The sequence below is a fragment of the Chitinophaga chungangae genome, assembly GCF_017742215.1.
Taxonomy (GTDB): domain Bacteria; phylum Bacteroidota; class Bacteroidia; order Chitinophagales; family Chitinophagaceae; genus Chitinophaga; species Chitinophaga chungangae.
In genome coordinates this window covers 747,814-762,515 of the sequence record NZ_JAGHKP010000004.1, presented here as the reverse complement: position 1 = coordinate 762,515, position 14,702 = coordinate 747,814, and the positions used below count along the sequence as shown (strand labels likewise).

Annotated in this window: 11 protein-coding genes; 2 read left to right on the top strand and 9 right to left on the bottom strand. The window is 51.0% G+C overall.

Annotated features, from left to right (window positions below; genetic code table 11):
* Positions 1 to 131: 131 nt before the first annotated feature.
* The 3 genes from J7I43_RS22630 to rpsA all read right to left on the bottom strand — a co-directional run bounded on the left by J7I43_RS22630 (position 132) and on the right by rpsA (position 3,348).
* Positions 132 to 587, bottom strand: coding sequence for a hypothetical protein (locus tag J7I43_RS22630; RefSeq protein WP_209148172.1), 456 nt, complete (start codon positions 585 to 587; stop codon positions 132 to 134).
* 5 nt (positions 588 to 592) lie between these two features.
* Positions 593 to 988: a helix-turn-helix domain-containing protein gene (locus J7I43_RS22625; RefSeq protein ID WP_209148171.1), complete on the bottom strand. Its 396-nt coding sequence runs from the start codon at positions 986 to 988 to the stop codon at positions 593 to 595.
* A gap of 461 nt (positions 989 to 1,449) precedes the next feature.
* The gene (gene rpsA / locus J7I43_RS22620) at positions 1,450 to 3,348 is read right to left on the bottom strand and encodes a 30S ribosomal protein S1 (protein ID WP_209148170.1); all 1,899 of its coding nucleotides are present in this window, start codon (positions 3,346 to 3,348) and stop codon (positions 1,450 to 1,452) included.
* A gap of 185 nt (positions 3,349 to 3,533) precedes the next feature.
* Between rpsA and J7I43_RS22615 the strand changes: the two genes are divergently transcribed.
* The gene (locus tag J7I43_RS22615) at positions 3,534 to 4,427 is read left to right on the top strand and encodes a rhomboid family intramembrane serine protease (protein WP_209148169.1); all 894 of its coding nucleotides are present in this window, start codon (positions 3,534 to 3,536) and stop codon (positions 4,425 to 4,427) included.
* Positions 4,428 to 5,111: 684 nt separating this feature from the next.
* On the opposite strand, the gene J7I43_RS22610 is transcribed toward J7I43_RS22615, so the two are convergent.
* A complete protein-coding gene (locus J7I43_RS22610; RefSeq protein ID WP_209148168.1) occupies positions 5,112 to 5,612 on the bottom strand; it encodes a DUF4251 domain-containing protein in 501 nt (166 codons plus the stop codon).
* A 115-nt stretch (positions 5,613 to 5,727) separates the two neighbouring features.
* Between J7I43_RS22610 and J7I43_RS22605 the strand changes: the two genes are divergently transcribed.
* On the top strand, positions 5,728 to 6,957 hold the full coding sequence (locus tag J7I43_RS22605; protein WP_209148167.1) for a 4-hydroxy-3-methylbut-2-enyl diphosphate reductase: 1,230 nt from the start codon (positions 5,728 to 5,730) through the stop codon (positions 6,955 to 6,957).
* Positions 6,958 to 7,332: 375 nt separating this feature from the next.
* Here the strand turns inward: J7I43_RS22605 and J7I43_RS22600 are convergent, their stop codons facing one another.
* From J7I43_RS22600 to J7I43_RS22580, 5 genes are all read right to left on the bottom strand, one after another.
* Positions 7,333 to 8,094: a LytR/AlgR family response regulator transcription factor gene (locus J7I43_RS22600; protein ID WP_209148165.1), complete on the bottom strand. Its 762-nt coding sequence runs from the start codon at positions 8,092 to 8,094 to the stop codon at positions 7,333 to 7,335.
* Between the two features lie 35 nt (positions 8,095 to 8,129).
* A complete protein-coding gene (locus tag J7I43_RS22595; protein ID WP_209148163.1) occupies positions 8,130 to 10,157 on the bottom strand; it encodes a tetratricopeptide repeat-containing sensor histidine kinase in 2,028 nt (675 codons plus the stop codon).
* A 595-nt stretch (positions 10,158 to 10,752) separates the two neighbouring features.
* Positions 10,753 to 11,442, bottom strand: a complete 690-nt coding sequence (cmk, locus tag J7I43_RS22590; protein WP_209148161.1) for a (d)CMP kinase — start codon at positions 11,440 to 11,442, stop codon at positions 10,753 to 10,755.
* Positions 11,443 to 11,537: 95 nt separating this feature from the next.
* On the bottom strand, positions 11,538 to 13,133 hold the full coding sequence (locus J7I43_RS22585; protein WP_209148157.1) for a T9SS type A sorting domain-containing protein: 1,596 nt from the start codon (positions 13,131 to 13,133) through the stop codon (positions 11,538 to 11,540).
* 18 nt (positions 13,134 to 13,151) lie between these two features.
* Complete coding sequence (locus J7I43_RS22580; RefSeq protein ID WP_209148156.1) at positions 13,152 to 14,687, bottom strand: hypothetical protein; 1,536 nt, start codon at positions 14,685 to 14,687, stop codon at positions 13,152 to 13,154.
* Positions 14,688 to 14,702 lie beyond the last annotated feature (15 nt).

Here is a 14,702-nt window from a genome sequence, read left to right as displayed (position 1 = left end):
TAAAGGATTTCAGCGGAATGATAGTTGCTGCTGCAAGTAAAAGCGAAAACGTTTTCGCTGAGGGATTTGTAGTGTAGCGTAAAAAATTTCCCAAGTAAATCAGTATACAAGGTTGTTGTGCACCCCGTTCATTATTTTCCACGATTTATTTCATCTCGTTTCGCTTTAACATAGCCCAAAGGATTAAAAACCGGCAATAATATATTCTGTAAAATATTGCCCTGGGCTTTTACTCTCAACATACCTCGGGTAGTATCATAAGCAATGCGGATTAAATTCGCCTGTAACTCATCCGGCACATCATATTTACCACCTTCCAGGTTTTTAACTATTTCGTCCCAGTTGGTAAGTGTAAAATCGGATTGGGTGGATATTAAGCCGACAAAAACCGACGCCTCTTCAGCATCCTCTGATCCTGTAAATATTTCTACAAGAATTTTAGCGGTAAGTATTTTTGTTTCCTTTTGCACCCCTACTGACGCATCAATGGTCAATCTGCCTTCCCGGCCCGAATTACCAACCGCTTCCAGCATTTCTTCTTTGAAGTCTACTAATTTTAAACTTTTATATTGAACTCCAAACTGCATATTTCCTAAAATGACAATTCTTGCTTAATAGATATCGTTACCTGGTTGTCTAAAGTTTGAGCGGCAGTCCCTCCGCTTGTCGGATCAATAAAAACCTCTTTTAAAACGCGGGCCTCACCTACGATAAATTCCTTTTTCCGTGCGTTAGGTGATGACAGAATCGTTTCACCAAGTGCAATTTCAATTTTTGCAATTGTATCAAGGGTGAAATTATGGGCGCCTTTCATCCATTTGCTGATTTCCGATTCATTCTTGCCTAAAAGATCAGCCAGATCTTTCTGCGTCATACCTTTTTCGGTCAGAATCTCTAAAATTCGTTCCGTGATGTCAAACCATTTCGATACCATAAGCCGTGTATGGGCAGGTATACGTTCAGCGATCTTATCAAATTTTGTTTTCATGGTAAAAGTTAGCAGTCACCTATTTCAAAATGCAAATTACCTGTCAGTTTATCATATGTGGTGCATTTTTCATCAAACCAGAATTGTTTCCAAATAATTTCACCATTGGCGATTCGTTCTTTTAATCGTTTGTCAATTTCAACAAGCAGATTCCAGGCTTTACTGCACTCCGGAGTGTCCTGCAATCTCCTGGTTTTCTTATGACACCCGTTTCCTACTATGATTGAGTATTTTGAAAGCGGGATGATATATAATCTCAATTTATCTATCCCTGATAACAATTCTTCAACACTTCAAATCTTGTTGGTAAAAGGCCAATAATGCTTCTTTTATGCTGTTACATATGATATTAGATACCTGATTACTAAAAAAGGGTTAACTCATGCCCATTATTTCCCATAAAAAAAAATCCCCCGGCTTTCACCGGGGGACTTTTATTTTTAAAACGAATCCGTCGTCAATTATTCACCTTTCTTTTCTTCACCGCCTTCGGACTGTTTCAGCTTTTCTCTCAGTTCGGCCAGCGCGCCCAGGTCGCCCAGGGTTGCTTTTTCTACCTTAGACTGGATGTTTTTCACCGTTTTGCGGGTCTTTTCAGCTTCAGCGCGTTGTTCTTTCTTCACAGCGTCTTTCTCGTCGGCTTTCACTTGTTCCCAAACTTTGGTGTGGGATACCAGGATGCGTTTTTCGTTGCGGTCAAATTCAATGATCATGAATTCTTTCACATCTTCAACAGCGATCGGTTTCTCGTCTTCAGTGCGCAGGTGACGGGCGGGAGCGTATGCTTCCAGGCCGTATTGCAGCTGAACGGTAGCGCCTTTGTCGTCTTTCTTCACTACGGTGCCTTCATGGATAGAACCAATCGGGAAGATAGTTTCGAAAGTGTTCCAGGGATCTTCTTCGATCTGTTTGTGGCCGAGGCTCAGTTTGCGGTTGTCTTTATCAATGCCCAGGATCACTACTTCGATCTCGTTGCCCACTTTCGTGTACTCGCTCGGGTGATTGAAACGTTTGATCCAGCTCAGGTCGGAGATGTGGATCATGCCGCCGATGCCGGTTTCCAGCTCAACGAATACGCCATAAGGAGTGATGTTTTTCACGATGCCTTTGTGACGGCTGTCCAGCGGGAATTTGGTTTCGATGGTAGACCAGGGATCTTCGGTGAGTTGTTTGATAGACAGGCTCATTTTACGCTCGTCTTTGCTCAGGGTAACCACCACTGCTTCGTACTCTTCGCCCAGTTTGAAGAACTCTTTGGCGTTGATCGGGGTGGAAGCCCATGAGATCTCGGATACGTGCACCAGGCCTTCTACACCAGGCAGAATTTCCAGGAATGCGCCGTAATCTTCGATATTCACCACTTTGCCTTTTACTTTGGCGCCTTCGGTGATGGTTGCAGGCAAAGTATCCCACGGGTGCGGGGTCAGTTGCTTGTAACCGAGGCTGATGCGTTTCTTCTCGTCGTCGAAGTCCAGCACCACCACGTTGATCTTCTGGTCCATCTGGAGTACTTCGCTCGGGTGAGAGATGCGGCCCCAGCTGATATCGGTGATATACAGCAGGCCGTCCAGACCGCCCAGGTCGATGAACGCACCGAAGTCGGTGATGTTTTTGATGGTACCTTCCAATACCTGGCCTTTCTCCAGTTTGGAAATGATATCCACGCGTTGTTGTTCGATGTCGCTTTCGATCAGCGCTTTGTGAGATACCACGGCGTTGCGGATAGCCTCGTTCACTTTCACTACTTTGAACTCCATGGTTTTGCCCACGAACTGGTCGTAATCGGTAACCGGTTTAACATCGATCTGTGAGCCGGGCAGGAACGTTTCCATACCGTACACGTCCACGATCAGGCCGCCTTTGGTTTTGCTGGTAACGGTACCAGTAACCACTTCGCCGGTTTTGTAAACTTCCACGATGCGCTCCCATGCACGCTGCATACGAGCCTGTTTGCGGCTCAGGTGCAGGTTGCCGTCGCGGTCTTCTTTTTCTACCACCAGCACTTCCACTTCGTCGCCAACTTTCAGCTGGGGCAGGTCGCGGAATTCGTTGAGGGAGATCAGACCGTCGGATTTGAAGCCGATGTTCAGCACCACGTCGGTTTTGGTAAGACCTACCACAGTACCCGTCAGCAGACCGTTCTCTTCGATCACTTTAAAGGTGCTTTCGTAAGTCGCGTCGTACTTTTCTTTCTCGGCTTTGGAGTAAGAAGATACGTTACGTTTGTCCACGCTCCAGTCGAAATCGTCGTGAGCGGTGGCAACAGGAGCATTTGTTGTCGCTGTTTCTACGGTAGCGGTTTCCGCTACGGGAGCCTGTTGTTCAGCGTTTTGTTCGTTAGTAATGTTGTTTTCTTCCAATGTAAAATGATTTAAGGAGTGCAAAGATACGGAGATTATCCCTTCCCGGCAAGTTTATTTGAGCCCATCCTATACTGTAAACGAAGCAGTTACATATTTTTTTCACGATAATCGCTAAGCCGGCCTTCCCGCGCAATTCTGCGAGGAATGCGGGCGGGCAAGTATTTTTTCTTTAATTTTCCGGTATGAACGGAACTTCCCTCAAATCGGACTTCAAACACTGGGTGAAACAAGGCAACTCGGTCACTATCCTCATTATCATCAATATTGCTGTTTTTCTGCTGTTCGTTATCTCCCAATTTATCGTCCAGGCTACCGGCTCCACCGCACCCGCGGCCTTCCTCTACGATAACCTCGCCATGCACAGCCTGCCCTCCGTTTTCCTGCGGAAACCCTGGGGCGTGATCACTTCCGCATTTACGCATGCGGGAGTATGGCACCTGCTGGGCAACATGCTGATCTTCTTTTTCTTCGGCAACCTGTTCCGTTCAGAACTGGGCAACAAACGCGTAGTGCCCCTCTACCTGCTGAGCGGCTTTTTATGCTCGCTTGTCATTCTCCTGGTCTACAACGTGATCCCCAGCCTGAGAGGCATCGATTCCACCGGTATCGGCGCATCCGGGGCCGTTATGTGTTTTGTGGTAGCCGGCGCAACCATCCTGCCCAACCTGGAGATACAGCTGTTTTTCATCATGAACGTGCGCATCAAATGGGTGGCCGCCGCGCTGGTGTTCATCGACCTCGTGTCTTTACCGCACAATAACTTTGGCGGCCATGTGGCCCATCTTGCAGGCGCCGCTTTCGGTTATCTCTACGTTCGCCAGCTGAGGGCAGGCAGAGACCTCGTAGCCCCGATCTCCGATTTCTTCGACTGGGCCGGCAACCGTTTCTCCCGCAATACCGAACCCGCCGCGAAAAAGTTCAAACCCAAAAAATCCCCGCTGCGCGTCGTGCGAAACGGCGAGCCCAGCCACGCTTCCCGCCTCGACCAGCTGCTGGACAAGATCAACGAAAAAGGGTACAACAGCCTCACCACCGAAGAAAAAACCTGGCTGCGCAAATACAGCGACGAAAAGTAAAGTTGATAACGATTTACAAGGAAAGAAAATTTTATGGTAATCATCTTCTCGGGAAGAAGCTCGTTTAAATGCCGCTAAAAAGCATCAATGTAAAATCGCTTTTGCGGGTTATCGGCCTTTATTAACAACGAAGAATAATATCCTTGTTTTGCATGATGCTCATGACAATCATGCTTCTCAATATTTGCATTTGCATTTATTTCTCGAAAAAGCTAAGCCCCGGAGAACCGGGGCCTGATCAGATTGTTTATCAGTAAACGTAAAATCCTATTGTCGGGGCAGATCCTCAAGATCTGCGACAGGGCGGCATTTCAGGGCCGGCCTGGTGATAATGTTCCTTTTTTTCGTAGTTCCCACTTTTCCGGACCACCAGAGGGCCTGTAGAACATTCCTTTTTTTACTTTGTCACACTACATTCCAAACGCGGATATTTCCGGCGCGGGCCGCAGTGGAAAAACGCTCCTGGGTAGCGTTAGCGGGCTATGAAAAGATCGTCGCCATTGGAGCCGAAATCCTCTGCGAAGAATACAGAATGAGAGATATTCCCCGCCTTCGGAATATTTTATCCCGGAAGATACTGCGGCAACCACATAAAGCGTACTCCATACCCGTAATAAAAGACGGCATGAAGATAAACTATTCCGGCATGAAACCTGATTTGTCTGTACAAGGTCATGCATTCTCCTATTCTTTTTCCGCGATATTCCCCTGGTAGGAGATCGGCTGTTTATTTCTCGGTGTAAGGTGCAGCGTGGCCGAACCGTTTTTCAGCACATTCAGCACGATCAGGCTTACTTGGGTAGAATTATGAACGGGAATGGTCACGTCCCAGCCCCCTCTTTTCCGTTCTTTTATCTTGTAATCGATGTTGCCGGCTTTGAAGTTGAAGCCCACCTGGTTGTAATCCGTTACCGCCTGGTGGCTGCGCCCCACATAGGGCAGGTTGAGCAGCACCGTGTCCGTCCGGATACGGAAAGTATAATTTTCCCCCGCCATAGGCACGCTTTGCCCGCCGGGAGCCATTACCGACTGCACGAAAAATATGAACTGCCTGCTGTCTATCAATTGTTTTACGGCCCTGGCGATGAGGGAATCCCGGAAATGCCGGGGGCTTTGCGCCCGGGTGACGGATACTGCAAGGAACAGGCACACGATGCCCGTCGTCAGGATTTTGGATGCTTTCAACGTATAGGTTTTTACGCCATTACAAGATAAGTTAAAAATGCGGGAATCAGAAATTTCACTCCCTCACCCCCACATTTTGTAATTTTGCCCTACCGGACACAGTCCGGCCTGAAACATGAAAACATTCAACGTACCCGTCATATACCGCAGCCCGCTGATCTCCGCCATCAAACAACAGCGCAAACAGCAGGACCGCATGAAGAAAGACTTCAGTCCCACCCTGCTCGATTTCGGCCCGCTCCGCATTTTACTGGCCCGGCATTTCGGGTTTTGTTACGGCGTCGAGAACGCTATCGAGATCGCGTTCAGGACCGTGGAGGAAAACGAAGGCAAACGCATTTTCCTGCTCAGCGAAATGATCCATAACCCGCAGGTGAACAACGACCTGCTTTCCCGCGGGGTACGTTTCCTGATGGATACCTCGGGCAGACAACTCATTCCCTGGGAAGACCTCCGGCCGGACGATATCGTGATCATCCCCGCGTTCGGCACCACCCTTGAAATAGAATCCAGGCTGCAATCGCTGGGCATTGTCCCGCTGCAATACAACACCACCTGCCCATTCGTGGAAAGGGTGTGGAACAAGGCGGAACAGATCGGCGCGAAAGAATACACCGTGATCGTGCACGGCAAGCCCAAACACGAAGAAACCCGGGCCACCTTCTCGCACAGCCGCTCGCATACGCCCACCGTGGTGGTGAAAGACATGGAGCAAACGCACCGCCTGGCCGCTTACATTCTCGGCGAAGCCCCGGCGGAAAACTTTTACGAAGAATTTAAAGGCCAATATTCCGAAGGGTTCGATGTGAACAAACACCTGCAAAGGGTAGGCGTGGTGAACCAAACCACCATGCTGGCGTCTGAAACCCAGGCCATCGCGGATTATGTGAAACAGTCCATCCAGCAGAAATACGGGCTGGCGGAAGACCGCATCTCCGAACGTTTTGCAGACACCCGCGATACGCTCTGCTATGCCACCAACGACAACCAGACGGCCGTAACCGGCATGCTGGAGGCCGAGGCAGACCTTGCCATCGTGGTGGGCGGGTACAACAGCTCCAACACCTCGCATCTCGTGGAGCTTTGCGAAGAAAAACTCCCCACTTACTTTATATCCGGCGAAGAAAAACTGCTGTCCCGCAACGAGCTGCTGCATTATGATTTCCATCACCACCAGGAACTGCACAGCTTTCAATTCCTGCCCGAAAAAGAGCCTGTCACCCTGCTGCTCACCAGCGGCGCCAGCTGCCCCGACGCGATCGTGGAAGGCGTGATCCGCAAACTCCTGTCTTTTTATGGGTTGGAAGAAAAGGTGGAAGAAACGGCAGCCAGGTTTACCAACTGATTATTCGTCTTTTTAATCGCCAATTCTTTTCCCCAACATATTGGCGGAAGGAGGAAACTATTTCGCCGGCTGATGATTTGTTTTTTCAAAAAATGACAGCGGATGGTTTCGCGGATATGCCACATACCCTAAAACCCGCTTCAGGCTTAGGCAAAACAAAAAAGACACCAGAAGGTGCCTTTTTCCTTTGGGGCTAATCAAACGCTAGTAATGCAGAGAAAATTCTTAATTCTTATAACAAACAATCGACTTTCTTTTTGTGTGATACAAAAGTAATACGCACATCAGCAGTGTGCAACCGGTATTTAATATCCGGTATCGTATCGGCGATAACTGGCAAGAATGAGCATAAAATCGGATACGGAATTACGGCATTCAGAAATGCATCGCCTTTTTCAGGAATTCCGCTTTACGCCGGCGTGACACTTCTACCTGCGTGCCGTCGCTCATCAGGGCAAAGCCGCCCTCGCCCTGGAGGTACGATTCCATCTGCTGGAGATTGATCAGGTGCGAGTTATGCACCCGGAAAAAATCCACATCCGTGAGCAGCTCCTCAAATTCCTTCAGCGGCTTGGATACCAGCAGCTGCTTTTTGTCCGTGAAAAATATCTTGGTGTAATTGCCGGTGGATTCGCAGCGCACGATGTTCTGCACGGGCATGAACACCAGGCCGTTGATGGTCGGCAGCGCGATCTTTTTGTTCGTCTGCTGTAAAGTTTTCATGTTCTGCAAAAAAACCTCCAGCGGCGCGATGGCCGTGTCCTGCTTCTGCGAACGCCTTTCCTGGAATTTGCGCAGCGCTTCCTGGAGCTCCTGCACGCTGAAAGGTTTGAGCAGGTAGTCGAGCGCGTTGAATTTGATCGCTTTCAGCGCGTACTGTTCGTAAGCGGTGGTGAATATCACATCGAACGAGATCCTGTCGTATTGTTTGAGCAATTCGAACCCGTTCTGATGTGGCATTTCCACGTCGAGGAAAACGAGGTCGGGCTGCAGCTCGTCGATCAGTTGCCTCGCTTCCTTAACGCTGTTTACCCCGGCAAGAATGCTCACTTCAGGACATTTTTTTTGCAGCATCGCGCGTAGGGCGTCGATACAATGCTGCTCGTCGTCAACGATAATGGCTTTGATGTCACTCATGTAATGTTTTTTATATTTCTCTGCAATGGTTGAATCTAAAACAGGAATTCCGCCGGCAATACGATCTTCACCTGCGTGCCCGAAGCCTGCCCCCCATTGTCCTGCAGGTCGAGTATCTCTACGTTGGCGTCTTTGGTGTTGTTGATCTTGCGGATCAGCGCAATACGGCCCTCCGTCACTTTCATGCCCATGGAATTGTGGGTGCGGTCTTTCTTCGCCTTGATCTCCATCGCCATTTTCCGGCCGATGCCGTTGTCTGTCACCGTTACCGCCAGCACCCTTCCCGTGAGCGACACGGATATTTCCAGCCGCCCTTTTTCCTGCCGGTGCACCAATCCGTGCCAGATGGCGTTTTCAACATAAGGTTGGATGATCATCGGCGGGATCAGCACTTCTTCGTCGTTGATATTTTCACCCACGGCGATGTGGTAATCGAAAATGTTGTTGCAGCGCAGCGTTTCCAGGTCCAGATACAGCCGCAGCGAATCCAGCTCTTTGTTGAGCGGGATGAAGGTATGCTGGCTGTTGTCGAGTATCATGCGCATCAGCTTGGAGAACTTCGTGAGGTAGTCGCTGGCCTCTTCCTGGTTGTTGCTCCAGATGTAGCGGTGAATGGAGCTGAGGGAATTAAAAATGAAATGCGGGTTCATCTGCGAGCGCAGCGAACGCAGCTCCAGCTGCAGGGTTTGCCGGTTGGCCTGGAGGTTGCGGTGGCGGATGTAAAAGAAGCCGCCCACGATCAGCATGAACAGGAAACCCGCCAGCGCAATGGCGAGGGCCAGGTTGCGGCGGATGCGCAGCTGGCTGAGGTCCTGCTCGCGCTGCAGTTCCTTGATCTGGTTGTCTTTCTGATACACTTCGTGCATGGCTTTCATCTGGGCAAACTCGATGCTGGAGCGCTCTTCGAGGATGCTGTCCTTATACTGAAGGGAGAGGTTCGTATTGTCGAGCGACCGGGCGTAATCGCCTTCGCCTTTGTAATTGTCCGCCATGGCCTTATACCCTTCCATCAGCACGCTTTTGAAGCCCCACTGATGCCCGAGGTCGAGCGCCCGCTGTATATGCACGCGCGCGTCTTCGTGTTTGCCTTCTTCGTTGAGCAGCCGGCCGATGCTGAGATGACTTTCGGCCACATGCACCTTATCGTCCACCCGGTCGTTCACTTCGAGGGCTTTCTGGAGGTAATCCATCGCCAGGGTATAATTTTTCTTTTTCTGGTAAGCGGTGCCCAGGCAGGTGTAGCAGATAGACATGCCGGTGGAATTGCCCAGCCGCTGGTTCACGGCAAGCGAACGTTCATAATAATCGATCGCCAGGTCCAGCTTGCCAAGGTATTCATACGCGTAACCGAGGTTGCCGAGATTGATCGCCACGCCGAGATCGTTGTCGCTTTCCTGCTCGAGGCGCAGGCTGCGGGTGAATTCGCGAATGGCGTCTTCGTATTTCCCATCGCTGAGATTGATGTTGCCGATGGAGTTGGTGGCGATGGTGATGTTGCGCACGTCGTTGATCTTTTCCGCCAGCCGGAGGGCGCGGAAATGGAAATCGAAGGCTTTCTCCAGCATGTCGCGCCGGCGGTAATCCACGCCGATGTTGTTGAGCGACACGGCGATAAGGCGGTCGTCGCGGCTGTCTTCCGCGGCGGCCAGGGCTTTTTCGTGGTATTCGGTGGCGAGGATGTACTGGCTTTTGTTGCGTTTGGAAGTGCCCATTTCGTTATAAGCCTCCGCGGTGCCTTTGTGGTATTTAATGCGGGAGCTGACGGAAATGGCTTCCTGGAGGAAAGGATTTTCCTGGTTTTTGCGGTCGAAATAACGGAAATATTTTTTGGATTGGGCCATGATGGCATTCACCTTGGCGGTATCATCCGCCAGTTTGCGAACGGAATCGAGGCTGCGGAAAACCCATACGGAATCCTGCGCGGCGGTTCTGGCCGCGGGCAGCAGGAGCAACAGGCATATCAGGAAAAAGAGCCCTCTTTTCGACATGGTATCAGGTGAAAACAGCTGCTGTTCCACCTGCGACCCTTTAAAGGGCATCGTTAGCAGGCAAACAGCCTTCACAAGGTAAAATTTAATTGCGACATCTGCACGAACCCTTTATAAGGTGTAAAAGCGAAGGGGCGAAAGAATTCGCCCCTTTCCTATTAACCGAATACACCTACTGAAAATATGAAACAGGGCCATTGGCCCGCATTTCACATTACGTTTGCAACAGCCTGAACTACAAGGCGCAGGATGTTCTGATTTATATCACAGTTCGTTTATAGACGGTTAATAGCATGGTCTTTGTTACTGGATACAATCCGGATATGGCTTAAAAAGCCTTTTTGGACGACACACAGGAACCAACATGTTGCGTCGGGAAAGTTACCGGGTCCGCAATGCGCTATCCGGCAGCTTTTGTCAGGCATCGACGCCTGACGGCAACAAAGTTTCGGTTCTTTTCCAGGAATAAGTCAAGGTCTGGTCCAAATAGTATCAGCGGCATGTATCATCTGCGGCCCATCATAGACGGAAAGCAGGGCAAGACCATTAAATAGCAGGAATTTCTGAGGATGAGGTTATTATTACATTACTACTATAGCTGACGATAAAGGGAGGGGTGCTCCCTTAACAAACCAAAGATAATAAGGTTTTTTGATATACAAAAAATATTTCAAGACGAATGTGCCATAATCGCGTCTTCCACCCATTGCAGCACCAGGTCCAGCTGTTCCGGCATGGTCAGCTGGCTGTTGTCGAGAATGATCGCGTCTTCCGCTTTCCGGAGCGGGCTTATTTCACGGTTTGAATCGATATAATCGCGCAGTTCCAGGTTCTCTTTCACTTCGTGCAGCGTGATATTCTTATTTTTTTCGTACAGTTCCTTAAACCTGCGTTCCACGCGGATGGCGGGGTCCGCCGTCATAAAGATCTTCAGTTCCGCATGCGGGAACACGACGGTGCCGATGTCCCTTCCATCCATCACGATCCCTTTTTCTTTTCCCATCTTTTGCTGCTGTGCCACGGCAAATTCGCGCACTTCGCGGATGGCGGCCACTTCGCTCACCTTTTCCGCCACCAGCATTTCCCGGATCAGCTGTTCCACGTTCTCGTCGTTGAGGTACATATCGCTTTGGCCGGAGATCTGGTTGTGCACAAATTCGAGGTGAATGTTCTGCAGCGCTAGTTTTACGTCGGCGGCCTCCTGCCAGTTCACCGTATGCTGAATAAAATAAAGCGTGATAGCCCGGTACATGGCGCCGCTGTCTATATACAAATAGTTCAGCTTTTTGGCGAGTTGTTTCGCCAATGTGCTCTTCCCGCAGGAAGAATACCCGTCTATCGTGATGATTATTTTCTTCAAGCCCCGGTTTTTAAGTGTCTGCATTCATGGCTGAGGCGCCATTGCAAAGTTGCCTTAAATCCAGGAAAAATCCAAGGGAAAATCGGTCGTTCCGCCTATCTGTCGATCACCACTACTTTATGGGTGCGTATCAGGCGGTTGGTGCCTTTTTCGTAGAATACGAGGAGGTAAGTGCCCTTCGCCAGCGCGTCTATACGCAGGTCGCGCCCGCCTTCGATGGTGAACTGTTCGATGAGCTGGCCGAGGCTGTTCATGAGGTGCATGCTCACTTCCGTTTGTTCGCCCCTGATCCGCACGGTGAATTGCCCGCGGTTGGGGTTGGGGAACACTTCTATGCGCAGGAACGGCGGCACGGCCCTGATCTCCGAATAACTCACCCGGCCGTTGCTGCGGCCCACCGCTTTGATGCGGTAATAACTCCAGCCGTCGTAATTATTCGGGTCCACATACCGGTAATCGAGCCGGGTGTTGATGTTGCCGTTGGGCGCCAGCGTGCCGATCTCGCCTACTTTCACGAAACCCGTGTCGTTGTCCAGCCGGCGCTCGATCTCGAAGCGTGCGTTGTTCAGCTCGCGCGAAACGGACCATTCCAGCTGCGCGAAATTTTCGTTGAGGCGCCAGGCGTTGAAATAAATAAAAACAGCAGGTGCATACGGCCCGTACAGGATAGATGCCTTTGTAAAATATTCGTTGCTGCGGATGCCGTCCCTGAAACGGCGGACGTGCATCGTGGCGTTTCTCAATGTGTTCGTGGTGGTGAGATTACCGGTGGTGGGAAAGGTTTCCGGTTCCATGTAATCCCATGCGTTGTTGACAAAACGCGTTACATAGCTGGAAGCGCGGTGCAAGGCGTAATCGCGGCCTTCGTCCGCATCCATGTGCTGCAGCGTAAGGTTCGCTTCCGAAGCGTCCGTTCTGCCGCGCGCGAGGTTCCAGGTTTTGTTGGTGAAGTCGAGTTTGTTGACCAGGCCCGAGATCGCGAACTGGTACACGCTGTCGAACACGCGCGCCCTGAACTCGTCCGAAGCGCCGGTGTATTCTATCGCGGCGGGCGCATAGGTGGCGGGCGATGTGCCGATGGGAAACACCACTTTGCCCGCGGCCGTGCTTACGCCTTCGCGGTATACAAATCCCCCGGCGATGCTGCTGCCGGTGATGATGAACGATTGTTCGCTGTAACCGGTGATGGTGCCGGGATTGCCGTTTCCTACCACAAGGTTCCACCCGTTGAGGAAAAGATGGCCGCTGGAAAAATTAAGATTGTTGCGCACTTTCATATCGCTCAGGTCGCTAAGCAAAATGCCGAGGCGGTTATTGACATCGAAGTTGGGAAAAGTGGCGCCGAGGCGGCTGCTTGCGTTATACCCGCCGAACAGTTGCTGCGCGCCGAGATTGCCGTACAAAGGATTGTTGCCGGAGAAACGGAACAACCCGCCTTTGCCGCTGAAACCGTTGGCGCTTTCGTCTGGCAGGGTGGCGCCGGAGCCGTTGCTCCAGCTTTTGCCATAGAAATTGATGATCGAAGTCTGATTCGAACCGAAACCGCCGTCGTTCACTACATTGCCGTAGATGGACACTATCTCGCCGGAAGCGACCTGTATACGGGCGCCGGGCGCAATGTACACTCCCTGCTGCGCGCGCATGAGCAGCGGCAGGAAGAGAAGGAATGACAGGTAGAAGAGGTGTTTCATAACAAACTCGGCCTTTTATCAGAATTGAGAAATAACGATCCATTGATTGTTGCCGGTGGCTTGCAAGGTCCAGCAGCGCATCCCGAAACCGGTATAGGTAATGTAATCGCCAGCGTTTTCATCATCGATCCTGTCGTTGTTGTTGGCAGGATAAACACGAATATTCCTGCTGTTATTAGTCGGCATTTTTTTGATAACCAGTACGCGGCCGATGCATGTCGCGGGGTCCGGAAGGCGGACGTAAGTATTGGCGTTGATGTTCGTAACGATGGTATAGTCAGTCGGGCTTACGTCATAGTCTCCTCCCGCGGTGAGATTGGTCACATTATAGATCATTTGCGTCTGGAAACGCGTAGCCCCTTCGCCGGTAACGGATACACGGGGTGTATTCGCCGTGCTGAACACGATCGCGCGGGCGTCTTCCTGCACGAAATTCACGCTGTCCGTTCCTCTTTCCTGCACCGAGAATTTGATCTTCGCCGGGTGGCTCAGAAATTTGTACCAGGTGCTGGTGCCAACGTTCGTTTTTTCCCCGCCGCGGAAATAAGCATTGTGATCGTTCAGGTTGAACTGCCCGAAATAAGTGCTTCCCACCGCTTGCATCATCATGCTGAACCATGCGCTTTCATTCGGTATCGGGTTGATGGGCGCGCCGAGCACATCAGTTTGTACGATCGAGCTGCCCTTGTTGAGATAATTGTTATAATCACGCAGCACCTCTCCTTCTCCCGCACCCGCCGTAGTAGCAAGGTACATCGGCATGCCGCTGCGCTGCTTGCCAGACACCACCCAGTCCGTGCCATTGCTCACCAGCCGCAGGGAATAACCCGGCGACAGCGCAATGGTGGGGTTGGCCGCGCCCTGCGATTTGATGTTGGCGCCCGTGAAATTTACGTTGCCCGTATTGTAAGCTACGATCTCGATGGCGCGGCCCGTTTGCCCCGCGGCGGATTGCAGCGTGAAGGTCGCGTCGGCCGTATTGTTCATCACCACCACGTTGGTGGAATCGGCCATGGTGTAATCGCCGGTGGCATTGGCCAGGTTGGTGCTCAGGGAACCGTTTACATGCAGGCGGGCGTTGGGCGCGTCGGTACCAATGCCTACCCTTCCGTTGGCGGAAATACGGGCGGCTTCGGTATTGTTCGTTTTGAATAATAAAGGCTGCGCGTTGGTGCTGCCCAAAAAGTTTATGGCGGGGTTGATATTGGTGTTGCCGTTGAACGCCCAATAGTTGCCGGTACCGGAAACTTCCTGCATGGCTACCCATGCATTCGTGGCAGGACCGGTTTTTTTCCGGATGTAAAGATTGTTGTCTGTCGAATTGTAAACGATCATGCCCGGGGCTGCTGTGTCCAGCGGGCTGGCGGTGAGCGCCGAGGCGGCGATGCGCGGAAGCAGGAGGCCTTTTTTGGTATGGCTCAGTTCCAGGATGGCATCGGCTCTTGATTCATTGTTGCCGCCTAATTTCATCTGTGCGGAGGCGGATATAACGGCCAGTCCAAAAGAAAAGGAAAGGGTGGCCGTTTTCCATATTTTGGTGTAACAATAGGTCATCGGGATAGTATTTGG